At 73.2% G+C, this 26275-nt stretch carries 28 protein-coding genes; 26 read left to right on the forward strand and 2 right to left on the reverse strand.

The window, feature by feature from the left end:
* On the forward strand, window positions 1-202 hold a 202-nt coding region (locus AKI01S_RS52095), incomplete at its 5' end, for a hypothetical protein (protein WP_218009992.1).
* A 57-nt stretch (window positions 203-259) separates the two neighbouring features.
* On the opposite strand, the gene AKI01S_RS39145 is transcribed toward AKI01S_RS52095, so the two are convergent.
* Window positions 260-1057, reverse strand: a complete 798-nt coding sequence (locus tag AKI01S_RS39145) for a hypothetical protein (RefSeq protein ID WP_157420482.1) — start codon at window positions 1055-1057, stop codon at window positions 260-262.
* A gap of 142 nt (window positions 1058-1199) precedes the next feature.
* Between AKI01S_RS39145 and rsmD the strand changes: the two genes are divergently transcribed.
* The 25 genes from rsmD to AKI01S_RS39265 all read left to right on the forward strand — a co-directional run bounded on the left by rsmD (window position 1200) and on the right by AKI01S_RS39265 (window position 26006).
* Window positions 1200-1763: a 16S rRNA (guanine(966)-N(2))-methyltransferase RsmD gene (gene rsmD / locus AKI01S_RS39150; protein ID WP_067830115.1), complete on the forward strand. Its 564-nt coding sequence runs from the start codon at window positions 1200-1202 to the stop codon at window positions 1761-1763.
* A gap of 71 nt (window positions 1764-1834) precedes the next feature.
* Complete coding sequence (locus AKI01S_RS39155; protein WP_067830119.1) at window positions 1835-3259, forward strand: penicillin-binding transpeptidase domain-containing protein; 1425 nt, start codon at window positions 1835-1837, stop codon at window positions 3257-3259.
* 102 nt (window positions 3260-3361) lie between these two features.
* Window positions 3362-3844 carry a pantetheine-phosphate adenylyltransferase gene (coaD, locus tag AKI01S_RS39160; protein WP_067830122.1) on the forward strand — a complete coding sequence of 161 codons (483 nt, stop codon included), beginning with the start codon at window positions 3362-3364 and terminating at the stop codon, window positions 3842-3844.
* A gap of 232 nt (window positions 3845-4076) precedes the next feature.
* The gene (locus AKI01S_RS39165) at window positions 4077-4637 is read left to right on the forward strand and encodes a YceD family protein (RefSeq protein ID WP_245681962.1); all 561 of its coding nucleotides are present in this window, start codon (window positions 4077-4079) and stop codon (window positions 4635-4637) included.
* Between the two features lies 1 nt (window position 4638).
* On the forward strand, window positions 4639-4818 hold the full coding sequence (gene rpmF / locus AKI01S_RS39170) for a 50S ribosomal protein L32 (protein WP_067830128.1): 180 nt from the start codon (window positions 4639-4641) through the stop codon (window positions 4816-4818).
* A gap of 323 nt (window positions 4819-5141) precedes the next feature.
* Complete coding sequence (rnc, locus tag AKI01S_RS39175) at window positions 5142-5945, forward strand: ribonuclease III (RefSeq protein ID WP_084000689.1); 804 nt, start codon at window positions 5142-5144, stop codon at window positions 5943-5945.
* On the forward strand, window positions 5938-6837 hold the full coding sequence (gene mutM, locus AKI01S_RS39180; RefSeq protein ID WP_067830131.1) for a bifunctional DNA-formamidopyrimidine glycosylase/DNA-(apurinic or apyrimidinic site) lyase: 900 nt from the start codon (window positions 5938-5940) through the stop codon (window positions 6835-6837). Before rnc ends, mutM begins: the two co-directional genes overlap by 8 nt.
* Window positions 6838-6906: 69 nt before the next feature.
* Window positions 6907-7194: an acylphosphatase gene (locus AKI01S_RS49805; protein WP_084000691.1), complete on the forward strand. Its 288-nt coding sequence runs from the start codon at window positions 6907-6909 to the stop codon at window positions 7192-7194.
* Between the two features lie 179 nt (window positions 7195-7373).
* Window positions 7374-7574, forward strand: coding sequence for a hypothetical protein (locus AKI01S_RS39185; protein ID WP_067830134.1), 201 nt, complete (start codon window positions 7374-7376; stop codon window positions 7572-7574).
* Window positions 7575-8014: 440 nt separating this feature from the next.
* Window positions 8015-11683 carry a chromosome segregation protein SMC gene (gene smc, locus AKI01S_RS39190; RefSeq protein WP_067830137.1) on the forward strand — a complete coding sequence of 1223 codons (3669 nt, stop codon included), beginning with the start codon at window positions 8015-8017 and terminating at the stop codon, window positions 11681-11683.
* Window positions 11684-11849: 166 nt separating this feature from the next.
* Window positions 11850-12641 (forward strand): glycoside hydrolase family 16 protein, encoded by a 792-nt coding sequence (locus tag AKI01S_RS39195; RefSeq protein WP_169814090.1) that lies wholly within the window; start codon window positions 11850-11852, stop codon window positions 12639-12641.
* A 56-nt stretch (window positions 12642-12697) separates the two neighbouring features.
* On the forward strand, window positions 12698-13864 hold the full coding sequence (gene ftsY, locus AKI01S_RS39200) for a signal recognition particle-docking protein FtsY (protein WP_067830143.1): 1167 nt from the start codon (window positions 12698-12700) through the stop codon (window positions 13862-13864).
* Window positions 13865-14139: 275 nt separating this feature from the next.
* Window positions 14140-15522, forward strand: coding sequence for an ammonium transporter (locus AKI01S_RS39205; protein ID WP_174567456.1), 1383 nt, complete (start codon window positions 14140-14142; stop codon window positions 15520-15522).
* Window positions 15519-15857 carry a P-II family nitrogen regulator gene (locus tag AKI01S_RS39210; protein ID WP_067830146.1) on the forward strand — a complete coding sequence of 113 codons (339 nt, stop codon included), beginning with the start codon at window positions 15519-15521 and terminating at the stop codon, window positions 15855-15857. The genes AKI01S_RS39205 and AKI01S_RS39210 overlap by 4 nt, the downstream gene beginning before the upstream one ends.
* Window positions 15858-18179 carry a [protein-PII] uridylyltransferase gene (locus AKI01S_RS39215; protein ID WP_067830150.1) on the forward strand — a complete coding sequence of 774 codons (2322 nt, stop codon included), beginning with the start codon at window positions 15858-15860 and terminating at the stop codon, window positions 18177-18179. It begins immediately after the preceding gene.
* Window positions 18180-18286: 107 nt separating this feature from the next.
* Window positions 18287-19147, forward strand: coding sequence for a CPBP family intramembrane glutamic endopeptidase (locus tag AKI01S_RS39220; protein WP_067830153.1), 861 nt, complete (start codon window positions 18287-18289; stop codon window positions 19145-19147).
* A 90-nt stretch (window positions 19148-19237) separates the two neighbouring features.
* Window positions 19238-20806, forward strand: a complete 1569-nt coding sequence (gene ffh, locus AKI01S_RS39225; protein WP_067830155.1) for a signal recognition particle protein — start codon at window positions 19238-19240, stop codon at window positions 20804-20806.
* 350 nt (window positions 20807-21156) lie between these two features.
* Window positions 21157-21609 (forward strand): 30S ribosomal protein S16, encoded by a 453-nt coding sequence (gene rpsP, locus AKI01S_RS39230; RefSeq protein WP_067830158.1) that lies wholly within the window; start codon window positions 21157-21159, stop codon window positions 21607-21609.
* Between the two features lies 1 nt (window position 21610).
* Complete coding sequence (locus tag AKI01S_RS39235; protein WP_067482376.1) at window positions 21611-21853, forward strand: RNA-binding protein; 243 nt, start codon at window positions 21611-21613, stop codon at window positions 21851-21853.
* 109 nt (window positions 21854-21962) lie between these two features.
* Entirely contained in the window at window positions 21963-22493 is a 531-nt protein-coding gene (rimM, locus tag AKI01S_RS39240; RefSeq protein WP_067830160.1) for a ribosome maturation factor RimM, read from the forward strand.
* A complete protein-coding gene (trmD, locus tag AKI01S_RS39245) occupies window positions 22490-23278 on the forward strand; it encodes a tRNA (guanosine(37)-N1)-methyltransferase TrmD (RefSeq protein WP_067830163.1) in 789 nt (262 codons plus the stop codon). Before rimM ends, trmD begins: the two co-directional genes overlap by 4 nt.
* Before the next feature lie 131 nt (window positions 23279-23409).
* The gene (gene rplS / locus AKI01S_RS39250) at window positions 23410-23763 is read left to right on the forward strand and encodes a 50S ribosomal protein L19 (RefSeq protein WP_067830164.1); all 354 of its coding nucleotides are present in this window, start codon (window positions 23410-23412) and stop codon (window positions 23761-23763) included.
* 168 nt (window positions 23764-23931) lie between these two features.
* A complete protein-coding gene (lepB, locus tag AKI01S_RS39255) occupies window positions 23932-24813 on the forward strand; it encodes a signal peptidase I (RefSeq protein WP_067830168.1) in 882 nt (293 codons plus the stop codon).
* A 144-nt stretch (window positions 24814-24957) separates the two neighbouring features.
* On the forward strand, window positions 24958-25695 hold the full coding sequence (locus AKI01S_RS39260) for a ribonuclease HII (protein WP_067830171.1): 738 nt from the start codon (window positions 24958-24960) through the stop codon (window positions 25693-25695).
* The gene (locus AKI01S_RS39265) at window positions 25692-26006 is read left to right on the forward strand and encodes a DUF2469 domain-containing protein (protein WP_067830174.1); all 315 of its coding nucleotides are present in this window, start codon (window positions 25692-25694) and stop codon (window positions 26004-26006) included. The genes AKI01S_RS39260 and AKI01S_RS39265 overlap by 4 nt, the downstream gene beginning before the upstream one ends.
* Before the next feature lie 34 nt (window positions 26007-26040).
* Here the strand turns inward: AKI01S_RS39265 and AKI01S_RS52100 are convergent.
* Window positions 26041-26275 (reverse strand): MmyB family transcriptional regulator (locus AKI01S_RS52100; RefSeq protein ID WP_439951706.1); only part of this gene is annotated, 235 nt, incomplete at its 5' end.

The following is a 26275-nucleotide window of genomic DNA, read 5'->3' on the forward strand; positions in this document are numbered from 1 at the left end:
GCGGGACGGGGCCGTCGCGCCCGGCGCGGTCGTGGCGCGGGGGTTGCGCCCCGGCGACGCCCCCGGCGAGCTGACGGCCCTGCTGGCCGTGGGCGACTGCCGTCCCGGCGCCTGCCGCGCCACCGCGCGGGTGACCGTCCGCAGGATCGCGCTGAGACGGGACGGCACCGGCTGGCGGGTGGCCGGCTCGCGCCGTCCGTGATCCGCCGGGCCGGTGCCGTTCCCTCGGATCGGGCCTCTCAGGCCGGGACCGGCCGGGTCAGGAGCGGTGCGAACGCCGCCGCGCCCCCGCCACGGCCACGCCGCCCACCAGGGTGAGCGTCACCCCCAGCGCCGCCAGCGGCAGCACGTCGAGGCCGGTGAACGGCAGGCCCCCCGAGGGCGAGACCCGCGTCCCCGACGCCGCCGCGGGCGTGCCCGCCACCGCCCTTTCGGGCAGCTTCGGCAGCGACGGGACCGGCCGCGGAAGCTGCGGCAGGGGAGGAACCGGGCTCGGCTGGGGAGGCTGCGCGGGCGGCTGGGCGGGCGGCTGGGCGGGAGGCTGGGCGGGAGGCTGGGCAGGGGGTTGCGCGGGGGGCTGCGCGGGCGCCTGGGCCGGGGGGACGGCGACCGGGGCGATCTCGACCGGCGGCACCGTGAGCGGGGGCAGCTTGACCGGAGGCAGCTTGACCGGCGGCACCGCGATCGGGGGGATCGTGACCGGGGGCACCTTGACGGGCGGCACCTTGATCGGCGGGATCGCGATCGGGGGGCAGTCGTCGTCCCCGGCGGGCGGCCGGGGCGGCACCGGGTCCCGGTCCCGGCGCGTGGGCCCGACGCGCGGGGGGAGGGCGCGCCTGGAACGGACGCGCTCGGAGCGGACACGGTCGGAGCGGACACGGTCGGAGCGGACAGGGACGGAGAGGAGGCGGTCGAGACCGACGCGGACGATCGGTTCGGCGCGTTCCCGGTCGGGGGGTCCGGGCGGCCGGTGGTCGGCCCGCGCCGTCCCACCCAGGACGGCCAGCCCCAGGAACGTCGCCCCGGCCGCCACCGCCAGTCGTTTTCCGTGATGCACAGGAGTCTCCTGATATCGACGGCAGACACGAACAGCGTTCATCCATACACGTCGGGTAGCGGTCCTGGACAGCGATAGGCGGTTTTGGATATGGCCCCGCGGCGCGGCGCGAGCGCTGCCGGGACGCCGCGATACTGGGGGGATGAGCAGGGTCATCGCGGGAAGCGCCAAGGGGCGGCGGCTGGCCGTCCCGCCGGGCCGGGACACCCGGCCCACCAGCGATCGCGCCCGGGAGGGCCTGTTCTCCACCGTCCAGGCCCTGCTGGGCCCGCTGGACGGGCTGCGGGTGGCCGACCTGTTCGCCGGGTCCGGTGCGGTCGGCCTGGAGGCGCTGTCGCGCGGGGCGGCGCACGCGCTGCTGGTGGAGTCCCACCCCCGCGCGGCCAGGGTCGTCCGGCAGAACGCCGACGCGCTCGGCCTGCCCGGCGCGGTCCCGGTCGCCGACCGGGTGGAACGCGTCGTCCGCCGCGCCCCCGCCGACCCCTACGACCTGGTCTTCCTCGACCCGCCCTACGCGCTGGCCGACACGGCGGTCACCCAGATCCTGGAGGCGCTGCGCGACCACGGCTGGCTCGCGCCCGACGCGCTGGTCGCGGTGGAACGTTCGGTGCGGGGTCCCGCGTTGGAGTGGCCGGAGGGCTACGAGGCCGAGCGCGACCGCCGTTACGGCGAGGCCGTCTTCTGGTACGGGCGCGCCCCCGCCTGAGCCCCGGCCCTCATCCCCCCGCCGAGACAAGACGATGAGTGGGCACGCGACTTCGGGGGATGAGGTCTGGGATGGACAAGGCGTTGCGGCGCACCTGGGTGATCGCGCTGGTGGGATCGTTGGCCCTGCTGGCGAACATCACCTACGTGCAGGGGTTCGAGGCCCAGGCGCTACGTGACGATCGCCACAACGCCCGCCAGTTCCAGAACCGCGACAAGATCAACCGCGGGCCGATCGTGGCGGACGGGGAGCGCCTGGCCTGGTCGGTCCCGGTCTCCGGCGGCCGCTACCAGCGCCGCTACCTCGACAGCGAGATCTTCGCCCCGGTCACCGGGTACTTCTCCCAGTACTCCCAGTCCGGTCTGGAGAACGCCGAGAACCGCCTGCTGGACGGCACCGACCCCCGGCTGGCCACCACCAGCCTGATCGACAGGGTCATCGGCCGGAAGGTGGCGGGCGGCGCCGTCGAGGCCACCGTCGACCCGGACGCCCAGCGCGCCGCCTACCGGGCGCTGAGGGCCACCGGGGCCCGCCGCGCCGCCGCCGTCGCGCTGGACACCCGGACCGGCGCGATCAAGGTGATGGCGTCCACGCCGTCCTACGACGCCAACACGGTCTCCACGCTCGACACCAGGCGGGCCGACGCGGCGTTCGAGCGGCTCAACGCCGACCGGCTCAAGCCGATGCTGAACAAGGCGATCGGGGAGACGTTCCCGCCCGGCTCGACGTTCAAGACCGTGACGGCCGCCGCCGCGCTGGCCGCCGGGACCACCGCCCAGACCCCCGTCCCGGCCAGGCGCAGCTACACCCCGCCGGGCGCGGCCCGCCCCATCAACAACGACGAGGGCGACATCGGCGGCGAGTGCGACCTGCCCGCCATCCCGCTGATCAACTCCTACGCCCAGTCCTGCAACACCACCTTCGCCCGCATGGGCGCCGAACGGCCCGGCGGCGACGCCATCGGGGCGCAGGCGCGCAGGTACGGGTTCGGGCAGCGCATCGAGATCGCCCGGGGGATGAGCAGCGCGCCCAGCGCCTACCCGGTCAGCGACCCCGCCCTCGACGCCCTCGGCGCGATGGGCCAGGGCAGCACGGTCGCCACCCCGCTCCAGATGGCCATGGTCGCCGCCGCCTCCGTCAACGGCGGCCAGGTCATGCGGCCCTACCTGGTCGAACGGGTGCGCGGCGCCGACGGCTCGGTCGTCGAGCAGACCAGGCCCGGCCGCCTGTCGCAGGCGCTCACCGCCGACCAGGCCGCCCAGCTGAAGCGGATGATGCGGGCCGTCGTGGAGCGCGGCACCGCCGACGACCTGCGCGGCACCGCCGTGGAGGGCGGCAAGACCGGCACCGCCGACGTCGACAACGCCTCCTACAACGACCGCTGGTTCATCGGGTTCGGCTCCCACTACGCCGTCGCGGTCATGACCGAGGCCCCCGGCTACGGCATCAAGTCCGGACCGGCCGCCGCGGCCATCCTGGAGGCGCTCGGCCGCTGACCACCGGGCCAAGGAACGGCAAACCCCGGGTGCCGGTCGCCAACCGGTGGTTTGGTACGGTCGCGCCGCAGGTCAGATAAGCGGACCGAAGGGGTTCACCTCGTGCGACGTGTCGTCTGTCCGGGATCGTTCGACCCCGTCACCAACGGACATCTCGACATCATCAGCCGGGCGTCCCGCCTCTACGACGAGGTGGTCGTCGCCGTGCTGATCAACAAGAGCAAGAAGAGCCTGTTCACGGTGGACGAGCGCGTCGACATGATCGCCGAGGTCACCCGGGAGTACGGCAACGTCAAGGTCGACAAGTTCTACGGCCTGACCGTCGACTACTGCAAGCAGCAGGACATCCCGGTGATCGTCCGTGGGCTGCGCGCGGTCAGCGACTACGAGTACGAGCTGCAGATGGCCCAGATGAACCACCGGATCGCCGGGGTCGAGACGCTCTTCATGGCGACGAACCCGCTGTACGCGTTCCTGTCCTCCAGCCTGATGAAGGAGGTCGTCAAGTTCGGCGGCGACATCTCCGGGCTGGTCCCCGACAGCGTCCACCAGCGGCTCATCGAACGCCTCCAGCGCGAGGACTGACCGCGCCGTTCGGCGCCGTTCCGGGCCGGTCGGTGCTGGTCGGCCCGCGTGGGCCGGGCCGCGAGTTGGGTCCGCGCGCCATGGTCGGTTACCCTGGGGAATCGGCCAGGACCGACGGCCGTCGTTCACCATGCCTCACGAAAGCAGGATCACTCTGTCTCGCCTCGACCCCACCGCTCCGCTCGTGCTCGACACGCGAGTCCTGAGCCGGCAACCCGGGTCGTCGAAGGAGATGATCCGCACCGTGCCGGCCCCGGAGGACTTCGGCGTCGAGATGATGGGCGTGCCCGAGGGCGCCACGATCGAGCTGGACATCCGGCTCGAGGCGGTGCTGGAGGGCGTGCTGATCACCGGCACCGCGCGCGTCCCCCTGGAGGGGGAGTGCGGGCGCTGCCTGGACCCGATCGCCTCGACCTTCGAGGCGGACTTCCAGGAGCTCTTCGTTTATCCTGACACCCGCTCCGGCGGGCACGCGGACGACGACGAGCTCCGCCTCGAGGACGATCTGATCGACCTCGAGCCGGTGCTCCGCGACGCGGTGCTGCTCGCACTGCCGCTGTCGCCGCTGTGCCGGGACGACTGTCCCGGTCTGTGCCCGGAGTGCGGTGTACGGCTGGCGGACGCCGAGCCCGACCACCACCACGACGCCGCCGACCCCCGGTGGGCGGCGTTGCGGAACCTGACCACCGAGGGCCCGGACAACGGGTCGGCGGCGGACTCCTCCGGTGGGGGGAGCGGGAGGAACGTCTCCCACGGACCATTCGACCAACGAGAAGGAAAGCAGGAGGGCTGACGTGGCCGTCCCCAAGCGTAAGAAGTCGCGCAGCAACACGCGGCACCGGCGGTCGCAGTGGAAGGCCGTGGCCCCGACCCTGGTCGAGTGCCCGACCTGCCGCGACAAGAAGCTCCCGCACGTCGCCTGCGCGACCTGCGGCACCTACGACCGTCGGCAGGTCATCGCGCCGTCGGCCTGATCTTCTGCACTCTGGGGGGCGGATCCGCGTACCGGTTACCGGTGGACGCGGCCGCCCCTCATGGTGTTCTCACCCACGGCCGGGGGCACGTTCCCCGGTGAGAGCAGTGTCACCACCCATCACGGCGCGTGACCCGGGCCGGAGCCCGGAGCGACCGGCCCGTCGGTGACGGGGCCCGGAGCCGTGGTGCACGCCGGGATCGAGACCGGCGCGCACCTCGTCTTCGCGGACCGAACCCGACGGCCGACCCGCCCGCCGGCCCCGCCGTCACCGCCGCAGCGGCCACCGCGCGACGCGGCGGCCCGGCCTTGCGAGGAGGGCCTGTGAGCGGCAAGAAGAACGGCGCCCCGGCGCCCGACCGGGCGGAACTGGTCACCGCCCTCGGCGTCGAGGTCTCCGACGAACTGCTGGAACGCGCGCTGACGCACCGTTCCTACGCCTACGAGAACGGCGGCCTGCCCACCAACGAGCGCCTGGAGTTCCTGGGCGACTCGGTGCTCGGCCTGGTCGTCACCGACACCCTGTTCCGCGACCACCCGGACCTGCCCGAGGGGCAGCTGGCCAAGCTGCGCGCCGCCGTGGTCAACATGCGGGCGCTGGCGGGGGTGGCGCGCGGCCTGGGCGTCGGCGCGCACATCCGGCTCGGCCGGGGCGAGGAGGGCACCGGCGGGCGCGACAAGTCCTCGATCCTGGCCGACACGCTGGAGGCGCTGATCGGCGCGGTGTACCTGGACCGCGGCCTGGAGGAGGCCGCCGCCCTGGTGCACCGGCTGTTCGACGGGCTGATCGAGCGTTCGGCGGGCCTGGGCGCGGGCCTGGACTGGAAGACCTCGCTCCAGGAGCTCACCGCCGTCGAGGAGCTGGGCGTCCCCGAGTACCACGTGGCCGAAAGCGGCCCGGACCACCAGAAGACGTTCCGCGCCTCGGTGCGGGTCGGCGGCACCGCCTACGGGTCGGGCGAGGGCCGGTCCAAGAAGGAGGCCGAGCAGCACGCCGCCGAGGCCGCCTGGACCGCCATCCGCGAGATGGCCGTCAAGCGCGAGACCGAGAAGGCCCGGGAAGGCTCCGACGAGAACGGCGCCGGCCCCGCCGTGGCCGCCTCCGACAGCGGGCCCGCCGGTGCCTGAGCTGCCCGAGGTCGAGGTCGTCCGGCGCGGCCTCGACCGCTGGACCACCGGCCGGACGGTCGCGGCCGCCGAGGTGCTGCACCCGCGCGCGGTGCGCCGCCACCTGGAAGGGCCGGCCGACTTCGCCGCGCGGGTCGCCGGGCGCACGCTCCTGGCCCCGCGCCGCCGCGGCAAGTACCTGTGGCTGCCGCTGTCGGACGCCGGCCCGGACGCCCCGCCCGACACCGCGATGATCGCCCATCTGGGGATGAGCGGCCAGCTGCTGGTCAACGAGCCCGGGCGGGAGCCCGAGAAGCACCTGCGCGTGCGGTTCACCTTCACCGACGGCGGCCGCGACCTGCGGTTCGTGGACCAGCGGACGTTCGGGCACCTGATGCTCGCCGACCTGGTCCCCGACGCGCTGGCCCCGGACGCCGCGCCGGTGCCCGCGCCGATCGCGCACATCGCCGCCGACCCGCTGGAGGCGGCGTTCGACGAGGAACGGTTCTTCCGGGCGCTGCGCCGCAGGAGGACCGGGATCAAGCGGGCCCTGCTCGACCAGTCGCTCATCAGCGGCGTCGGCAACATCTACGCCGACGAGGCGCTGTGGCGCGCCAGGCTGCACTGGGCGCGGCCGACCGAGACGATGACCCGGGCGGAGGCCGAACGCGTCCTGACGGCCGCCAGGGAGGTCATGGCGGCGGCGCTGAAGGCGGGCGGGACCTCCTTCGACAGCCTGTACGTGAACGTCGACGGGGAGGGCGGCTACTTCGAACGCTCCCTGGACGCCTACGGCCGCCGCGACGAGCCGTGCCGCCGCTGCGGGACGCCGATCCGGCGGGACGTGTTCATGAACCGGTCCTCGTTCAGCTGCCCGACCTGCCAGCCGCGCCCGCGCCGGGCCCGGGCCTGAGGGACGGGTCGAAGGGACGGGCCGGTACCGAGGGGGAGCACGGTGGACGAGGGACGCGACGGCGAGAAGATCGCTGACGAGAAGGCCGGGACACGGTTGACCGCGTGGGTGCGCGGGCATGTTCAGGGCGTGGGTTTTCGCTGGTGGACGCGGGCCCGCGCACTGGAGCTCGGTCTGGTGGGAAGTGCCTCCAACCTTCGCGACGGCCGTGTGGAGGTCATCGCCGAAGGGCCTCGCGAGGCGTGCGAGAGACTGCTGGAGCTACTGCGCGGCCCGGGGACACCGGGACGTGTTTCGGGGGTGGTGGAACGGTGGAGCGAGCCCCGCGGCGGACTGGTCGGTTTCGAGGAACGCTGACGGGGTAGGGAAATCCGGTTTGTACCTGCTAAACTAGTCACGACAGGTTGTTACCGGCCCGTGATGTCCGTCTTGACCCGGACCTCGGGCGGTGCGACTCTAGACGATACGCGCACCAACATCTCGTTGCTCTTCGTGCGCGATTCCTGCTGGTTACTCAGCGTGGAGGACCCTTAGTCATGGCGAAGGCTCTACTCGGCCACGTCGGCGGTCCCGACCCCCGTATGGTCGCGGAGATGCGGCGTCTGCAGCAGCGCGTACGTGATCTGGAAGCCGAGCTGGTACGGCTTCAGACGGAGAACGACGCCCTCGCGACCGCGTCTGACGGCGATGCCGTCGTTCCGCTCGGTGTCTCGGACCGCGAACCGGCGCTGACCTGATTCAGCGCTTTCTCAAATGAACAGGGGGACGCCGCCTTCGGCGTCCCTTCCTTTTGCCCGGAGTGGTTTGTCGCGATCTGAGTGATCAGCGAAGATTGCGGCCAAGAATGCCGTCCATCCGGGATTGTGGCGTATCCCGCGGGTGCGTTAGCGCACCCGCCGACCATCCCGTCCCTTCGGGCCGGGATCACCAGTTCGGGATCATTCGTCCGCGCCACGTTCCGCCCTACCCGCGAACGGGCCACCGCGGCCCCTCCTCCAGGAAAACGCCCCCGCGCCGCACGCCGGCGTGGAAGATGGCACATTGGAGGAGAACGGCCGCGTGGCCGACGGGTCCTGACGGGGTTTCGTCGTACCGGCCCGGTATCGTTCGTGAACGCTCCCGAGCCGTGCGCCGGTGAGTGACCAGGGGGAATCTCAAGCAGGAGGACGGCGACCGCGTGTACCTGAAGACGTTGACGCTGCGCGGCTTCAAGTCCTTCGCGTCCGCCACCACGCTGCGGTTCGAGCCCGGCATCACCGCCGTGGTCGGCCCCAACGGGTCGGGCAAGTCCAACGTCGTGGACGCCCTCGCCTGGGTCATGGGAGAGCAGGGCGCCAAGTCGCTGCGCGGCGGCAAGATGGAGGACGTCATCTTCGCCGGCACCGCCAACCGCGCCCCGCTGGGCCGCGCGGAGGTGGTGCTGACCATCGACAACTCCGACGGCGCGCTGCCCATCGACTACTCCGAGGTCACGATCTCCCGGCTGATGTTCCGGTCGGGGCAGAGCGAGTACGCCATCAACGGCGACCCCTGCCGCCTGCTGGACATCCAGGAGCTGCTGTCGGACTCGGGCATCGGCCGCGAGATGCACGTCATCATCGGGCAGGGCCAGCTCGACCGCGTGCTGCACTCGGGCCCCGAGGGCCGCCGCGCCGTCATCGAGGAGGCGGCCGGCGTCCTCAAGCACCGCAAGCGCAAGGAGAAGGCGCTGCGCAAGCTGGACGCGATGCAGGCCAACCTCAACCGCGTCCAGGACCTCACCGCCGAGCTGCGCCGCCAGCTCAAGCCGCTGGGACGGCAGGCCGAGATCGCCCGCCGGGCCGCCGTCATCCAGGCCGACCTGCGCGACGCCAAGGCGCGGCTGCTCGCCGACGACCTGGTCACCCTGCGCGACAAGCTCGAACAGGAGGCCGCCGACGAGGCGTCCATCCGGCGGCGCCGCGCCGAGACCGAGCGCGCCCTGGCCGAGACCCAGGAGCGCGAGGCCGTGCTGGAGGCCGAGGAGGCCGCCGAGGCCCCGAAGCTCGCGCAGGTCCAGGACACCTGGTTCCGGCTGTCGGCACTGCGGGAACGGCTGCGCGGCGTCGCCGACCTGGCCGCCGAGCGCCACCGCAACGCCGCCGAAGCCCGCGACGAGGAACGCCGGGGCCGCGACCCCGAGGACATGGAGCGCGAGGCCGCCGCCGTCCGCGAGCAGGAGGAGATGCTGCGCGCCGCGCTGGAGGAGGCCCGCGAACGCCTGGAGTACGCCGTCGAGGAGCGCTCCACCGCCGAGGAGGCCCTGACCGCCGAGGAGCGCCGCCTCCAGGCCGCCGCCCGCGCCGCCGCCGACCGCCGCGAGCACCTGGCCCGGCTGCGCGGCCGCGTGGAGGCGCTGCGCAGCAAGGTCCAGGCGGGCCACTCGGAGATCGGGCGCCTCACCGAGGCGCGCGCCGAGGCCGAGCAGCGCGCCGAGACCGCGCGGGCCGAGTTCGAGGCGTTCGAGGCCGAGGTCGTGGAGGACCCCGAGCTGCTCGCCGAGCACGAGGCGGCGCAGGAGGCCCTGGCCACCGCCAAGGACGCCGTCGAGACCGCGCGGGCCGCCGTCGACGGCCCGCGCCAGGAGCTCAAGGAGGCGCGGGCGGCGGTCGCGGCGGCGCGGTCGGCCGACCAGGCCGCGCAGAAGAGGGTCGCCGCGCTCCAGGCCCGCATCGAGGCGCTGAACCTCACCCTCGCCAGCGCCGCCGACGGGGGAGAGGCCCTGCTCGCGGCGGGCGCCGACGGCGCCCTGGACGGCGTGCTGGGCACCGTCGCGTCGCTGCTGACCGTCCGCCCCGGCTACGAGACCGCCGTCGCCGCCGCGCTCGGCCACGCCGCCGAGGCCGTCGCCGTCGGCTCCCTGGACACCGCCGCGGCCGCGCTCGCGCTGCTGCGGTCCCGCGACGCCGGCCGCGCCGGGCTGCTGGTCGGCGGCGGACCGGCCGGAAACGGCCACCGCGTCCCCGGCGCGGACTACGCGATCGACGCGGTGACCGCGCCCGCCTCCGTGCGGCCCGCCCTGGAACACCTGCTCGGCGACGTCGTGGTCGCCGACGACGTGCCCGCCGCCGCCGAGCTGGTGCGCGGCGCGCCGGAGCTGCGGGCCGTCACCCGCGACGGCGACCTGGTCGGCGCCCACTGGGCGCAGGGCGGCGGCGCGGGCGGCGCGCAGGGCCTGCTCCAGATGCGCGCCACCCTCGACCAGGCCACCGAGGACCTGGCCACCGCCGAGTCGGCCGCCGAGCACACCGCCACCGCCCTCGCCGAGGCCATGGAGCGCGAGCAGGCCGCCCAGGCCGCGCTGGACGCCGCGCAGGCCGCCGTCCAGCAGGCCCAGTCCGGCGTCAACCAGGCCCAGTCCGAGCTGGACCGGGTCCGCTCCCGGCTGCGCGAGTTCGACGCCCAGGCGGCCCAGGAGGCCAAGCGCGCCGCCCGGCTGGAGGCCGACGTCCGGGCCGCGCGCGGCGAGGTCGAACGCCTCACCAAGGCCGTGGACGCCGCCCAGCAGTCGCTGGAGTCCGACGCGCGGGCCGCCGAGGAGCTGGCCCTGCGGCTGGCCGAGGACGAGGAGGCGGCCGAGGCCGCCGACGACATCGGCCACGACACCGAGGCCCGCGACGAGCTGAACGCCCGCGTCCAGGAGCTGCGCTCGGCCGAGATGGAGCAGCGCCTGTCGGTCCGCACCGCCGAGGAGCGCGTGCAGGCCATCGCGGGCCGCGCCGACGCCCTGGTCCGGGGCGCGCAGCGCGAACGCGAGGAGCGCGCCCGCGCCGCCCGCCGCCGCGCCCGCCGCGAGCAGCAGGCCAGGATCGCCGAGGCGGTGCTGGCCGGGGCGCGGATCGCCCTGGAGCGCATCGAGACGTCCCTGGCCGAGGCCGTCACCCTGCGCGAGGCCGCCGAACGCGCCCGCGCCGCCCGCGACGCCGAGCTCAAGGTCGTGCGCGGCCAGGTCCGCGAGCTGTCGTCCACCCTGGAACGCCTGGTCAACGTCGTGCACGGCACCGAGGTCGCCCGCGCCGAGCAGCGCCTGCGCCTGGAGCAGCTGGAGCAGCGCGCCCTGGAGGAGTTCGGCCTGGAGGTCGAGGCCCTGGTCAACGAGTACGGCCCCGACCAGCCGGTCCCGCCCGGCCCCGAGGCGGGCGAGGACGCCCGGCCGGTCCCCTACGACCGCGCCACCCAGGAGAAACGCGCCCGCACCGCCGAACGCCAGCTCAACCAGCTCGGCAAGGTCAACCCCCTGGCGCTGGAGGAGTTCGCGGCCCTGGAGGAACGCCACGCGTTCCTCACCACCCAGCTGGAGGACCTGAAGAAGACCCGCCGCGACCTGATGAACGTGGTCAGGGAGGTCGACGAGCGCGTCCAGGAGGTGTTCGCCTCCGCCTACGCCGACACCGCCGCCCAGTTCTCGCGGATCTTCGCGCGGCTGTTCCCCGGCGGCGAGGGCAGCCTGTCGCTCACCGTCCCCGAGGACATGCTCGCCACCGGCGTGGAGGTCTCGGCCCGCCCGCCCGGCAAGAAGGTCAAGCGCCTGTCGCTGCTGTCGGGCGGCGAGCGCTCGCTGGTGGCGATCGCGTTCCTGGTGTCGGTGTTCAAGGCGCGGCCGTCCCCGTTCTACGTGCTGGACGAGGTCGAGGCGGCCCTCGACGACACCAACACCCAGCGCCTGCTGACGGTCTTCGAGGAGCTCCGCGAGTCCTCCCAGCTGATCATCATCACGCACCAGAAGCGCACGATGGAGGGCGCCGACGCGCTCTACGGCGTCAGCATGCGCGGCGACGGCGTCACCCAGGTGGTCAGCCAGCGCCTGGAACGCGACCGCGACGAGTAGACCGGCGGGCGGGCGCGTTCGGTGCGGTGGCCGTTTTGCCGTTTTCTGGGGAACCCTTTCCGGCGCGCCTGGCTCTGGCGGGGACGCCTTATAACCTCGCCTCCGTAATTTCGCAAAGGTGCGCGCGTTCACCAGGGGCGGGACTTCCACGGCCATCATGCTCGCGTTGGCCCTGGGAGCGTCCATGGGCGTCCGCCGGTGCGAGAAACCGCCCGTCACCGCGCCCACCGCGCCCACCACCCCCGCCGCGAGCGCCACCGGCGCCCTCACCACCGCCGCCGAGAAGCACGGCTGGGGTCGCCCGGTCGAGGACGACGACTTCACCGGAAAGCGGCTCGACCCGGACGACTGGACGATCTACGACGGCCCCGGGCACGCGGGCAAGGGACGCCGCAGCCCCTCGGCCGTGGCGGTGCGCGGCGGCGTCCTGACCATCACCGGGACGCCCGACGGCACGACCGGCGGCCTGTCGTGGCTGCCCGGCGCGCGCAAGCACGGCCGCTGGGAGGCCCGCGTCCGGATGGACCGCGCCTGCGCCTGCTACCACCCCGTCCTGCTGCTGTGGCCCGTGCGCGGCGGGGGCGGCGTCGCGCCCAGGGGAGGCGGCGGCGAGATCGACTACCTGGAGGTCACCGACGACGGCACCCGCCGCAGCGCCCTGTTCTTCCTGCACTACGGGTCCGAACGCGAGCACCGGCAGCTCAGCACCCGCGTCGAGACCGACCTGACGCGATGGCACGCGTTCGCCGTGGAGTGGACGTCCCGCGCGGTGACCGGATACATCGACGGCCGGGTCTGGTTCCGCTCCGACGACCCCGCCACGCTGCCGCCGGGGAAGATGGGGCAGGCCATCCAGCTCGACTGGTTCCCCGAGGACGCTGGGCGCACCCACCGTGACGTCCCGCGCGACGCGCGCGCCACCCTCCAGGTGGACTGGATCCGCATGTACCGGCTCTGACTGGCTGGACCGCCTGTTCGGCGCACCGGCGCCCGTCTGGAAAACTGGTACGCGTTATGGAATATCTGATCCTCATCGCCGGGTTGGCGGTCGTCGCCTTGGTCATCGGCGGCGTCGTGTTCTTGCGGCCGGGCCGCCGCAAGCCCAGCCCGCCCGTGGAACACGCGGAGCGGCCCGAGGTCCCAAGGACCGGCACGACCGTCCTCGAGGAGGAGGATCAGGCGGCGCCGCCCGCCGAGCGGGCCCCGCCGGTCGAGGAGGCCCCGGCCAGGCCCGGGGTCGAGATCGAGCAGCCGCCGCCCGGCGCGGGGCGCCTGGTCCGGCTGCGCGCCCGGCTGGCCCGCTCGCAGAACGCGTTCGGCAAGACCCTGCTGGGCCTGCTGTCGCGCGACACCCTCGACGACGACGCCTGGGAGGAGATCGAGGACACCCTCATCGGCGCCGACATCGGCGTGGCGGTGTCCCGCCAGATCACCGAGGCGCTGCGCACCCGCGTGCAGGTGCTGGGCACCCGTTCGGTCGGGGAGGTGCGCGCCCTGCTCAAGGAGGAGCTGGTCAAGCAGATCGGCCCCGACTTCGACCGCGCCGTCCGGACCGAGCCGCACGGCGACAAGCCCGCCGTCGTGATGGTCGTCGGCGTCAACGGCACCGGCAAGACCACCACCACCGGCAAGCTGGCCCGCGTGCTGGTCGGCGACGGCCGCACCGTGCTGCTGGGGGCCGCCGACACCTTCCGCGCCGCCGCCGCCGACCAGCTCCAGACCTGGGGCGAACGCGTCGGCGCCGAGGTGGTCCGCAAGGAGGAGGGCGCCGACCCCGCGTCGGTCGCGTTCGACGCCGTCAAGCGCGGCATCGAGTCCAAGGTGGACACCGTCATCGTCGACACCGCCGGCCGCCTGCACACCAAGACCGGGCTGATGGACGAGCTCGGCAAGGTCAAGCGGGTGATCGAGAAGCAGGCCGCGGTCGGCGAGGTGCTGCTGGTGCTGGACGCCACCACCGGCCAGAACGGCATGCAGCAGGCCCGTGTGTTCGCCGAGGTCGTCAACATCACCGGCATCGTGCTGACCAAGCTGGACGGCACCGCCAAGGGCGGCATCGTGGTCCAGGTCCAGCGGGAGCTGGGCGTCCCGGTCAAGCTGGTGGGCCTGGGAGAGGGCCCCGACGACCTGGCCCCGTTCGAGCCGGAGGCGTTCGTGGACGCCATCCTGGGCGACGCCTGACCCGCCCCCCTCCGTCCTTCCGTCCGCACCCCGTCCGCATCCCTGATGCGGGCGGGGTGTTCGTTGTTCGGCGGAAGAGGCGGGACGGTTCCGGAACGGTGCCGGAAGGCCAGGTTCCACTGGCCTGAGCGGCATGCGGTGAGGCTTTCGAAACAGACCCGAAACATCGGGGTGACGGGTTTCACACCGGCGAAACACTCATGCCCCGCACGTGAAACGGCCTGGCTGAAAGCTCTCGGGCAGAGTCAGTCACCCTCCCCGAAAGGACGGCCAGCATGCCGCCGGACGTGCTCGAATCGCTGAACTCAGGCGACACCGCCTGGGTTCTGGCCGCATCCGCGCTGGTCCTGTTGATGACACCGGGGCTCGCCTTCTTCTACGGCGGCATGTCCCGTTCCAAGAGCGTCCTCAACATGATGATGATGAGCTTCGGCACCATCGCGCTCGTCAGCGTCATCTGGGTGCTCTACGGATACTCGCTGGCCTTCTCCGGCGACGTCGGCAACGGGCTGATCGGCAACCTTGACAAGATCGGCCTGAAGGACACGCTGCTGACGGCCTCGGGCACCTCGCCGGAGCTGGCCTTCGTCGCGTTCCAGCTCATGTTCGCGATCATCACGCCCGCGCTGATCAGCGGCGCCATCGCCGACCGCGTGAAGTTCGGGGCGTGGATGGTGTTCGTCGGGATCTGGGTGACCGTCGTGTACCTGCCGGTCGCGCACTGGGTGTTCTACTTCGGCGACACCTCCAAGACCGGCGACGGCGGCTGGCTGGCCGACAGCGTCCTGGCCCTGGACTTCGCGGGCGGCACCGCCGTCCACATCAACGCCGGCATGGCCGCCCTCGCCCTGGCCCTGGTGGTGGGCAAGCGCGTGGGCTGGCCCAAGGAGCAGATGCGCCCGCACAACCTGCCGTTCGTGCTGCTGGGCGCGGGCCTGCTGTGGTTCGGGTGGTTCGGCTTCAACGCCGGGTCGGCGCTGGCCGCCAACGGGCAGGCGGCGGTCGCGTTCGTCAACACGCAGGTCGCCACGGGCGCGGCGGCGCTCGGCTGGATCATCGTGGAGAAGCTCCGGCACGGGAAGTCCACCACGCTCGGCCTGGCCTCCGGCGCGGTCGCCGGCCTGGTCGCCATCACCCCGGCCTGCGCCTCGGTGAACCCGCTCGGCGCGATCGCGATCGGCCTGATCGCCGGCGCCCTGTGCGCGGTCGCGGTCGGGCTGAAGTACAGGCTCGGGTTCGACGACTCCCTCGACGTGGTCGGCGTGCACGCGGTCGGCGGCATCACCGGCGCGCTGCTGATCGGCCTGTTCGCCACCGGCACCGTCACCGGCATCCTGACCCCCGAGTCCGACGGCGTGAACGGCCTGCTCATGGGCGGCGGCCTGGAGCAGCTCGGCCGCCAGGCGATCGGCGTGGTCGCCGTCGGCGCGTTCTCCTTCGTGGCCACCTGGGTCATCGCCAAGCTCCTCGATGTCACGATGGGCCTGCGCGTCACGCCCGAGGACGAGGTCTCCGGCATCGACCAGGCCGCGCACGCCGAGACCGCCTACGACCTGGGCCCGTCCACCGGCGGCGGCACGGGTGCGCTCGCGGCGGCGGTCGCCGCGGCCAAGGAGAAGCCGGCCGACAAGCCGGCTGACCGGAAGGTGGAGGCATGAAGCTGGTCACGGCAGTGATCAAGCCGTTCAAGCTGGACGAGGTGAAGGCGGCCCTGGAGGCCTTCGGGGTCAAGGGCCTGACCGTCAGCGAGGCCAGCGGCTACGGGCGGCAGAAGGGGCACACCGAGGTGTACCGGGGCGCCGAGTACCAGGTGGACCTGGTGCCCAAGCTGCGGATCGAGGTGCTGGTGGACGCCGACGACGCCGACGACATCATCGACGTCATCGTCAAGGCCGCCCGCACCGACAAGATCGGCGACGGCAAGGTCTGGGCGGTTCCCGTGGACACCGTGGTCCGCGTCCGCACCGGCGAGACCGGACCCGAGGCCCTGTAAGTGGCCGTCGCGTACGACACGGGGGGCGGATCGGCCGCCCGCACCGCGTCACAGGCCCGCGCCGCGCTCGCCGCGGCGCGGGCCTCGCGCTCGGCGGAGCTGGACCGCTGGCTGGCGGACCTGCTGACCGCCGGACGCGGTCCCGGCCGCCCCGCGGGGGCCGGTGACGTCGCGCTGGTCGCGGTCGGCAGCCACGCCCGCCGCGAGCTGACCCCCGGCGGCGATCTGGACCTGGTGCTCGTCCACCGGGGCCGCTCCGGCATCGCCGAGGTCGCCGACCGCATCTGGTACCCGGTGTGGGACTCGGGCGTCCGCCTGGACCACTCGGTCCGCACCGTGCGGGAGGCCCGCGAGGTCGCCCGCGCCGACATGAAGGCCGCGCTGGGGCTGCTGTCGGCCCGCCGCATCGCCGGCGACCAGGCCCTGGCCGACGAGCTGCGCGCCGCCGTGCTGGCCGACTGGCGCGCCGACGCCCGCCGCCGCCTGGCCGAGCTGGCGGAGATGAGCCGCGAACGCTGGGAGAAGCAGGGCGAGCTGGCGTTCCTCCTCGAACCCGACCTCAAGGACGCCCACGGCGGGCTGCGCGACGTGCACGTCATGCAGGCCGTGGCCGCGTCCTGGGTGGCGTCCGCGCCCGACGCGCGCGTGCGCGCCGCCCACGACCTGCTGCTGGACGTCCGGCACGCGCTGCACGACGCCACCGGCCGCGCCGCCGACCGCCTCGTCCTCCAGGAGCAGGAGTCCGTCGCGCACGCCCTCGGCCTGATGGACGGCGACGTGCTGATGCGCCTGACCGCCGAGGCCGCCCGCACGGTCACCCACGCGGGCGACCAGTCGTGGCGGCGCGTCGAGCGCTTCTGCCGCCCCCGCCGCGCCGCCTCCCGCGCCGTCGAGCGCCGCCCGGTCGGCGACGGCGCGGTCGAGCAGGAGGGCGAGGTCGTCCTGGCGCGCGGCGCGGACCTGGACGACCCGTCCCTGGTCCTGCGCGTGGCCGCCGCGGCCGCCCAGGCGGACCTGCCCCTCGCCCCCGCCACCGTGGAGCGCCTGGCCGGGCACGCCGCGCTGCCCGGCCCCCGCTGGCCCGCCGGGGCCCGCGACGCGCTGGTGGCGCTGCTGGGCGCGGGACCGCCCGCGATCGGCGTGTGGGAGGCCCTGGACCAGGCCGGGCTGATCGTCCGGCTGCTGCCCGACTGGGAACGCGTCCGCAACCGGCCACAGCGCAACCCGTTCCACCGCTTCACCGTGGACCGCCACCTGGTCGAGGCCGCCGCCGGGGCCGCCGCCCTCACCCGCGAGGTCGCCCGCCCCGACCTGCTGCTGGTCGGCGCGCTGCTGCACGACATCGGCAAGGGCTGGCCCGGCGACCACTCCACGGTCGGCGCGGCGGTGGCCCGCGACCTGGGGACGCGCCTGGGCTTCCCGCCCGGCGACGTCGCGGTCCTGGAGGCCCTGGTCCGCCACCACCTGCTGCTGCCCGAGACCGCGACCCGCCGCGACCTCGACGACCCGGTGACCGTGGCGACCGTCACCGCGGCCGTCGCGGACGTCCCCGGCCGCGAACGCGAGCTCGTGGAGCTGCTGGCGGCCCTGGCCGCCGCCGACGGCCAGGCCACCGGTCCCGCCGCGTGGGGCGGCTGGAAGGCCCGGCAGGTCACCGAGCTGGCGCGCCGCGCCACCGCCGCGCTGGCGGGCGGCACGCCCCCGCCCCCGCCGCTCCCGGACTCCGAGCACCTGTCCCTGGCCCGCTACGACGGCGCGGCCGTCCGCGTGGCGGGCCCCCGCGTCACGATCGCCGCGCCCGACCGTCCCGGCCTGCTGTGGCGGGCGGCGGGCGTGCTGGCGCTGCACCGCCTGGCGGTGAAGACGGCGCGTTCCATGACGGCGCAGGAGACGCCCACGGCGGTCCTGGACTTCACGGCGGTCCCCGAGTACGGCACCCCGCCGGACCCGGCCGCCCTGGAAGCCGACCTGCGCCTGATGCTGGCCGACCGCCTGGACGTCGCGGCCCGCCTGGACCGCCGCGCCCGGTCGGTCCGCCCCCGGCCCGGCGCCCCGGCCCCGCCGCCCCGCGTCACGATCGTGGACGACGCCTCGCACACCGCGACGGTGGTGGAGGTCCGCGCCCACGACCGCCCCGGCCTGCTGTGGCGCATCGGCCAGGCGCTGGGCTCGTGCGGGCTGCAGGTGCGGGGCGCGCAGGTGGACACGCTGGGCGCGGAGGTCGTCGACGTCTTCTACGTGGTGGACGCCGAGGGCGCCCCCCTGACCGACCCCGGAGCCCTCGCCGAGGTCCGCCGGGAGGTCCTGGCGGCCCTGGCCTGACCAGCCCCGGGGTACGCCGGGACGAGCCGCGCGTACACAGAAGGAAGGACACCGACTCCGTTCCCGCGGCGGAGGCTCGGACGCCGGCGACCGGCCACGCTTGACCTGTGATCTCGGAAAGCCGCACGACCTCGTCACGGGCGATTCTGGCGGCGGGCATCGCCGTGTACGCCCTGGCCTTCGCCTGGCTCCTGCTCACCGGCACGACGCGGATCGGCGCGTCGGCCGACGACGGAGCGGCCAGGGTCTCCCTGTGGGCGGCGGTGCTGCCCCCGCTCGCCGCCCTGCTCCTGACCCGCCTGGTCCCGCCCGCCGTGACACCCCCGGTCCCGCTGGCAGGGCTCCCCGACCGGCGGCTCGCCCGGGAGACATGGGCGATGATCGGCGCCGCCGTGGCGTTCCCGCTGCTGCTCACCGTGCTGCCCAGGAACGACCTGTACCCCCTGGTCAAGGCCCTCGTGCTGCTGGCGCTGCCCGTTCTGGCCCTGCGGCTGCTCCGGAACGGCGGCCCGAAGGCGCGGGCGTTCCCCGCGCCGGTCACCTGGCTGGCCCCGATCCCGGCGGCGGCGGCCTGGTTCCTGCTCTCCCAGGTGGGACCGCTCGCCCCGCCCCTCACCCAGGACCTGCCCGACCCCGTCACCCTCGCCGTCGCCTCACTGGTCACCTTCCTCACGGCGAGCGTGCTGGAGGAGATCTTCTACCGGGGATGGCTCCAGACCCGCCTGGAGGCCCGCCACGGCCGCTGGCCCGCGATCATGATCTCGTCGCTGCTGTTCGCGGCGATGCACGTCACCCACATCCGCGCCGGCGCCGTTCCCGAGGGACTGGCCACGGTCGTGGCCTACCAGGGACTGTTCGGGGTCATGCAGGGCTACCTGTGGTCCCGCTACCGCAACATCTGGGTCCCGATCGCCGTCCACACCGCCGTCAACCTCGTCTACATCGACCTTCTCGTCCGACGCTTCTGAGACCCCGGGACGATCCTCGCTCCGCTACGGTCGTTCGGCCCGATACTCTGATAGGCGATTCTGAAGCTTCCTAGGACGGGTCCAGACAACGTGTTCGAGACGCTCTCCGATCGGTTGACGACGGTCTTCTCGTCGCTGCGCAGCAAGGGCCGGCTCTCCGAGGCCGACATCAACGCGACGGCCCGCGAGATCCGCGTCGCCCTGCTTGAGGCCGACGTGGCGTTGCCCGTGGTCAAGGACTTCATCGCGCACGTCAAGGAGCGCGCCACCGGCGCGGAGGTCTCCCAGGCGCTGAACCCGGCCCAGCAGGTCGTCAAGATCGTCAACGAGGAGCTCATCCAGATCCTCGGTGGCGAGACCCGGCACATCCGGTTCGCCAAGACCGCGCCCACCGTGATCATGCTGGCGGGCCTGCAGGGCGCCGGTAAGACCACCCTGGCGGGCAAGCTGGCCCGCTGGCTGAAGCAGGAGGGCCACACCCCGCTGCTGGTCGCCGCCGACCTCCAGCGCCCCAACGCCGTCCAGCAGCTCCAGGTCGTCGGCGAGCGCGCCGGCGTCCCGGTGTTCGCGCCCGAGCCCGGCAGCGGCGTCGGCGACCCGGTGAACGTCGCCCGCGACTCCATCGACGAGGCCCGGCGCGCCCTGCACGACGTGGTCATCATCGACACCGCGGGCCGCCTGGGCATCGACGCCGAGATGATGCAGCAGGCCATCGACATCCGCGACGCCGTCCGCCCCGACGAGGTGCTGTTCGTCGTGGACGCCATGGTCGGCCAGGACGCGGTCAACACCGCGCAGGCGTTCATGGACGGCGTCGGCTTCGACGGCGTGGTGCTCACCAAGCTCGACGGCGACGCGCGCGGCGGCGCCGCGCTGTCGGTGCGGCACATCACCGGCCGCCCGATCATGTTCGCCTCCACCGGCGAGAAGCTGGAGGACTTCAACGTCTTCCATCCCGACCGGATGGCCGGGCGCATCCTCGACATGGGTGACATCCTCACCCTGATCGAGCAGGCCGAGCAGGCGTTCGACGCCCAGCAGGCCGAGAAGATGACCACCAAGTTCGCGTCGGGCGAGGACTTCACGCTCGAGGACTTCCTCGAGCAGATGATGATGATCCGCAAGCTCGGCCCGATCGGGAACCTGCTCGGCATGATGCCGGGCATGGGCCAGGTCCGCGACCAGATCAAGCAGATCGACGACAAGGACCTGGACCGCGTGGCGGCGATCATCCGGTCGATGACGCCGGACGAGCGGAGCAACCCCAAGATCATCAACGGTTCGCGCCGCGCCCGCATCGCCCGCGGCTCCGGCGTCCAGGTCGGCGAGGTCAGCGCCCTGGTCACCCGGTTCTTCGAGGCCCAGAAGATGGTCCGCGCCATGGCGGGCGGCATGGGCCTGCCCGGCTCGCCGGCCCGCCGCAACGCCAAGAAGCAGGTCAAGGCGGCCAAGAAGAAGGGCAAGCAGCGCAGCGGCGACCCGCGCAAGCGCGCCATGGGCAACCAGCGCGCCGAGCAGCCCGCGGTCGACGGGGTGCCCCAGGGGCTGCCCCCGGGTCTCGGCGGCCAGCTCCCGCCCGGCCTGGCCGGTCAGCTCCCGCCGGGCTTCCAGATGCCCGACCTGGACAAGCTCCAGAGCCGGAAGAAGAAGGACAAGTAAGGCAAGCAAGACGTGTGACGGCGGCCGCGGCACCCCGGGTGACCGCGGCCGCCCGCGTTCCCGGGCGTTCCCGAGTGCTCCCGCGCGGGCGCGCCGCCCGTGACGGCACGCCCGGAACGGGAATGGAGGAGTGCCCGGAACGCGTTCCGGGCACGGGTGGCCGCGTGTCACCGCACGATTGCGCTTTTTCCGCGATCGTCTGGCAGAATGGCACGCTGGAAACCCCGGAATCGCCAGGCGCCCTCTCTCGTCCTGAGCGGCCGGAGTCCATCGAACGCCCGGGAGCCGGTGTTCCCCACCTGGCCGCGGCGCCGTTCACCCTGTAATGAAGTCTGGAGTACACCACACCCGTGGCAGTCAAGATCAAGCTCAAGCGTCTGGGGAAGATCCGGAACCCGCAGTACCGGATCGTCGTCGCCGATGCCCGCACCAAGCGTGACGGCCGGGCCATCGAGGAGATCGGGCTCTACCAGCCCAAGCAGGAGCCCTCGCTCATCCAGATCGACTCCGAGCGGGCGCAGTACTGGCTGAGCGTCGGCGCGCAGCCGACCGAGCCGGTGCTGAACCTCCTCAAGATCACCGGCGACTGGCAGAAGTTCAAGGGCGAGCCGGGCGCCGAGGGCACCCTGAAGGTCGCCGAGCCCAAGGCCGACCGCAAGGCCGTCTTCGAGGCCGCCGTCAAGGAGTCGATGGGCGACGCCCCGGCCGACGCCCCGGCGACCAAGTCCAAGGCCAAGAAGTCCGAGCCGAAGAAGGCCGACGAGGCCGCCGCCGCCGACGACGAAGCCAAGAGCGAGGGCTGACGTGCTCGAAGAAGCGCTCGAGCACCTGGTCCGCGGGATCGTCGAGCACCCGGACGACGTCCGGGTGCGCGCCCGTCGGATCAGGGGCGGCCGGGTTCTTGAGGTGCGCGTGCACCCCGACGACCTCGGCAAGGTCATCGGCCGCAGCGGTCGTACCGCCAAGGCCCTGCGCACCGTGATCAGCGCCCTGTCGGGTGGCCGGTACGTGCGCGTCGACCTGCTCGACGTCAACGAGGTCCGCTGACCGTGGCACCCCGGTTCACACAGCGGGCCACCGCGCCCGCGGGGTCCGCCGTCGCGGACCGGGGCGTCTCGGACCAGGGCGCCGGCCCCGACCCCCGGGCGGGCCGGCCATGACCGAGGCGAACGATCAGCGGATCGTCGTCGGCCGGATCGGGCGGGCCCACGGGGTCCGCGGCGAACTGGCCATCGACGTCCGCACCGACGATCCGGACCTCCGGTTCGCGCCGGGCACGGTGCTGGCCACCGACCCGGCGTCCACCGGTCCGCTGACCGTCGAGAAGGCCCGTTGGCACTCGGGCCGCCTGCTCGTGCGCTTCGCCGGGGTCGACGACCGCACCGCCGCGGAGAACCTGCGCGGCACCTGGCTCGTCGTCGACCCCGACGACCTCTACGCCTCCGACGACCCCGACGACTTCCACGACCTGGAACTGATCGGGCTCGCGGTGGTCACCGTCGCCGGAGAACCGGTCGGCACCGTCACCGAGGTCCGGCACCACGCCCAGGACCTCCTGGTGATCCACCGGGAGACCGGGGAAGAGGTGCTGGTCCCGTTCGTCGCCGCGCTCGTCCCCGAGGTGGACGTCGCGGGCGGACGGCTCGTCGTCGACCCGCCGCCGGGCCTGCTCGACGACGGATCATGAGACTCGACATCATCACGATCTTCCCGGAGTACTTCGCTCCGCTGGAGGTCTCCCTGCTGGGCAAGGCCCGCCGCGCCGGGCTGCTCGACGTGTCGGTGCACGACCTGCGGTCCTGGACCCACGACCGGCACCGCACCGTCGACGACACCCCCTACGGCGGCGGTCCCGGCATGGTCATGAAGCCCGAACCGTGGGGCGAGGCCCTGGACGCCGTCGCCCCGCCCACCGCCGAGGCCACGCCGCGGCTGGTGGTCCCCACCCCGAGCGGACGCCCGTTCACCCAGGCCATGGCCGCCGAGTACGCGGCGCGTCCGTGGCTGGTGTTCGCCTGCGGTCGCTACGAGGGCATCGACCGGCGCGTCTACGACGAGGCCGCCACCCGCATGCCGGTCGACGAGGTCAGCCTCGGCGACTTCGTGCTGGCGGGCGGCGAGGTCGCCGTGCTGGTCATGATCGAGGCGATCAGCCGTCTCGTCCCCGGCGTGCTGGGCAACCGCGAGTCCGTCACCGACGACTCGTTCGCCCCCGGCGCGATGGAGTCCCTGCTGGAGGGGCCCGTCTACACCAAGCCGCCGGTCTGGCGCGAGCGCGCCGTCCCCGACGTCCTGCTGTCGGGCAACCACGGCGCCATCGCCCGCTGGCGCCGCGACGAGGCGCTGCGCCGCACCGCCGCGCACCGCCCCGAGCTGCTGGCCAGGCTCGATCCGGCCACCCTCGACAAGCACGACCGCAAGGTCCTCGCCGAGGCCGGTTTTCCGGTTGACGGCGAAGATATGGCACACTGAAGCGTTGTCGCGTACACGCACGCCTGCGTGCGACACACCGACTTGAAGATCCACTCGCGCGGCGCGACGCCCCCTCTGCCCGTTCTTCCGGGGCCTCTCGACGTCCGCGCTCCATCCAGTTGAGGAACGCCATGCACACCCTGATCCAGGAGATCGAGCAGGCCGCGCTGCGCACCGACCACCCGGACTTCCGTCCCGGTGACACGGTGCGGGTGCACGCCCGCATCACCGAGGGCAAGGTCACCCGTGTCCAGGTCTTCGAGGGCGTGGTGATCCGTCGTCAGGGCGGTGGCGCCCGCGAGACCTTCACCGTCCGCAAGGTCAGCAAGGGCGGCTACGGCGTCGAGCGCACCTGGCCGCTGAACAGCCCGCACATCGAGAAGCTCGAGGTCGTCACCCGCGGTGACGTCCGCCGCGCCAAGCTGTACTACCTGCGCAACCTGCGCGGCAAGGCCGCCCGCATCAAGGAGAAGCGCGACTTCTGAGCCCGTCGGCTCCACCGACCGCTCCGACGCCCCGGGAACCCCGCACGGTTCCCGGGGCGTTGCCCGTTGCGGTGGGGAACTGCCCGCGACACGCTTGTGCACAGGGTGCGAAGGGCCCGCCGCCGATAGGCTTGCCCTTCGATGACAGACGAGGACGATCGGAGAGACGTGCGTTCCGAAGCCGAGGGCGCGGTGCCCGAAGAGAAGCAGACCGTGACCTCCGGTGAGGACACCGCCGCCGACGACGCCAAGGGCAAGAAGAAGAAACAGGGCTCGTTCTGGAAGGAACTGCCCCTCCTGATCGGCGTGGCGCTGGTGCTCGCGCTGGTCATCAAGATGTTCGCGGTGCAGGCGTTCTACATCCCCTCCGGCTCGATGGAGAACACCCTGCAGATCGGCGACCGGGTGCTGGTCAACAAGATCGTCTACCACACCCGGGACGTGGCGCGCGGCGACATCATCGTCTTCAACGGCCTGGACTCCTGGGACCCCGAGGCCGAGGTTCCCGAGCCGACCAACCCCGTGTCCAAGGCGCTGCGCGCCGTCGGCACGCTGTTCGGCGTGGCCCCCAACGAGAAGGACTACATCAAGCGGGTCATCGGCATCCCCGGCGACACCGTCGAGTGCTGCGACGCGGGCGGCCGCGTGACCGTCAACGGCCACCCGCTGGACGAGAAGTCCTACATCTTCACGGACCCGGTGACCCGCGAGCAGGACAAGCCCTCCAACGAGCGGTTCAAGGTGACCGTGAAGGAGGGGCAGCTGTGGGTGATGGGCGACCACCGCTCGCTGTCCTACGACTCCCGCTCCCACCGCGGCGACCCCGGCGGGGGCACGATCCCGGTGGACAAGGTGATCGGCCGGGCGTTCGTGATCGTGTGGCCGTTCAACCGCGTCGACACGCTGCCGATCCCCGGCACCTTCAAGCAGCCCGCCCTGAAGGCGGCGGCGGCCCTGACCCCGGTCACGCCGCTGGCGCTGGGCTTCGCGGGGGCCCTTCCCCTGACCTGGCTGACCCGCCGGGTCCGCCTGCGCCTGCGCGGCGACTGACGGGCTTCCGCCCGGCTCCGACGCCCCGGCTGCGCGACCCGCGCGCCGGGGCGCGCCGTTTCCCGGGGGCGGAACGCCGCACACGGCGGTGGATCCGGAGAACCATGGCACATCGGACGGTGGTGGGCACGTACGCTGCGGTGCATGAAGGGTCGTCCGCTCCGTTTCACGCCGCGCCGTGACGCCGGGCTGTACGCCTACGAGCGCGCCCTGGAGCACGCCGGGCTCGGGCCGGTCGCGGGCGTCGACGAGGCGGGCCGCGGGGCGTGCGCGGGCCCGCTGGTCGTCGCCGCGGTGATCCTGGGCACCGGCGCGCGCCGCCGCGTTCCCGGCCTCGGCGATTCCAAGCTGCTCACCCCCGCCCGGAGGGAGGCGGTCTACGCCGAGATCGTGGAACGCGCGCAGGCGTGGAGCGCGGTGGTGATCCCGAGCCACGACATCGACCGGGTCGGGGTGCACCGCTGCAACATCACCGGGATGCGGCGGGCCCTGGCCCTGCTGGAGGAACGGCCGGGGTACGTGCTCAGCGACGGCTTCCCCGTGCCGGGCCTGACCGTGCCCTCCCTCGCGATGATCAAGGGGGACCGGGTCGCCGCGTGCGTCGCCGCCGCCTCGGTGATCGCGAAGGTGACCCGTGACCGGATCATGGTGGAGCTGCACGGGCGGCACCCCCGGTACGGCTTCGACGTGCACAAGGGATACATCACCAGGGAGCATTCGGCGGCGCTGGCCGAGCACGGGCCGTGCGCCGAGCACCGCTTCTCCTATGTCAATGTCGGACGGGCCTTGCGCGACAATGGAACGGTGGCCCCGGGGGAGGGCACCGGGACCCCGGCCGCGCGGGTCCCGGGCGTGGGCCGGACGGAAAGGGCGCGCACATGAGTGCTGAGGATCTCGAGAAGTACGAGACCGAGATGGAGCTCCAGCTCTACCGCGAGTACCGGGACGTCGTCGGGCTGTTCGGCTACGTGGTGGAGACCGAGCGTCGCTTCTACCTGACCAACTCGGTGGACCTCCAGGTGCGCGGCGGCGACACCGGCGAGGTCTTCTTCGAGGTCACGATGCAGGACGCGTGGGTCTGGGACATGTACCGCCCGGCCCGCTTCGTCAAGAACGTCCGGGTGGTCACCTTCAAGGACGTCAACATCGAGGAGCTGGCCAAGAGCGACTTCGAACTCCCCTCCGAGCAGTGACGCCCCGCCGCCGCCCGACGGCGGGGCCGGGCCGTCAGGCGAACTGCTCGGCGCCGGTGACGCGCAGGAGGTCCAGCGCGGTGGCCGCGCGCGTGCCGGGAGGGGCCGAGTAGACCACGAGGGTCTGGTCGGCCTCCGGCACCAGGAGCATGTCGCAGTCGAGGGTGAGAAGGCCCAGCTCCGGATGCTCGATGGTCGTGGTGCCGGCGCGCAGGGTGCTGGAGCGCCCGGCACGCCAGAGCTCGTCGAACCACTCGCTCCCCGCCCGC

This window comes from Actinomadura kijaniata NBRC 14229 (assembly GCF_001552175.1).
Classification (GTDB): Bacteria; Actinomycetota; Actinomycetes; order Streptosporangiales; family Streptosporangiaceae; genus Spirillospora; species Spirillospora kijaniata.

Bases quoted from the DNA above. Each gene is read 5' to 3' on its own strand.
- rsmD (WP_067830115.1), top strand. From the start codon at position 1,200: ATGAGCAGGGTCATCGCGGGAAGCGCCAAGGGGCGGCGGCTGGCCGTC.
- AKI01S_RS39155 (WP_067830119.1), top strand. From the start codon at position 1,835: ATGGACAAGGCGTTGCGGCGCACCTGGGTGATCGCGCTGGTGGGATCG.
- AKI01S_RS39165 (WP_245681962.1), top strand. From the start codon at position 4,077: ATGATCCGCACCGTGCCGGCCCCGGAGGACTTCGGCGTCGAGATGATG.
- AKI01S_RS39185 (WP_067830134.1), top strand. From the start codon at position 7,374: ATGGCGAAGGCTCTACTCGGCCACGTCGGCGGTCCCGACCCCCGTATG.
- ftsY (WP_067830143.1), top strand. From the start codon at position 12,698: ATGGAATATCTGATCCTCATCGCCGGGTTGGCGGTCGTCGCCTTGGTC.
- AKI01S_RS39205 (WP_174567456.1), top strand. From the start codon at position 14,140: ATGCCGCCGGACGTGCTCGAATCGCTGAACTCAGGCGACACCGCCTGG.
- AKI01S_RS39210 (WP_067830146.1), top strand. From the start codon at position 15,519: ATGAAGCTGGTCACGGCAGTGATCAAGCCGTTCAAGCTGGACGAGGTG.
- rimM (WP_067830160.1), top strand. From the start codon at position 21,963: ATGACCGAGGCGAACGATCAGCGGATCGTCGTCGGCCGGATCGGGCGG.
- trmD (WP_067830163.1), top strand. From the start codon at position 22,490: ATGAGACTCGACATCATCACGATCTTCCCGGAGTACTTCGCTCCGCTG.
- rplS (WP_067830164.1), top strand. From the start codon at position 23,410: ATGCACACCCTGATCCAGGAGATCGAGCAGGCCGCGCTGCGCACCGAC.
- AKI01S_RS39260 (WP_067830171.1), top strand. From the start codon at position 24,958: ATGAAGGGTCGTCCGCTCCGTTTCACGCCGCGCCGTGACGCCGGGCTG.
- AKI01S_RS39265 (WP_067830174.1), top strand. From the start codon at position 25,692: ATGAGTGCTGAGGATCTCGAGAAGTACGAGACCGAGATGGAGCTCCAG.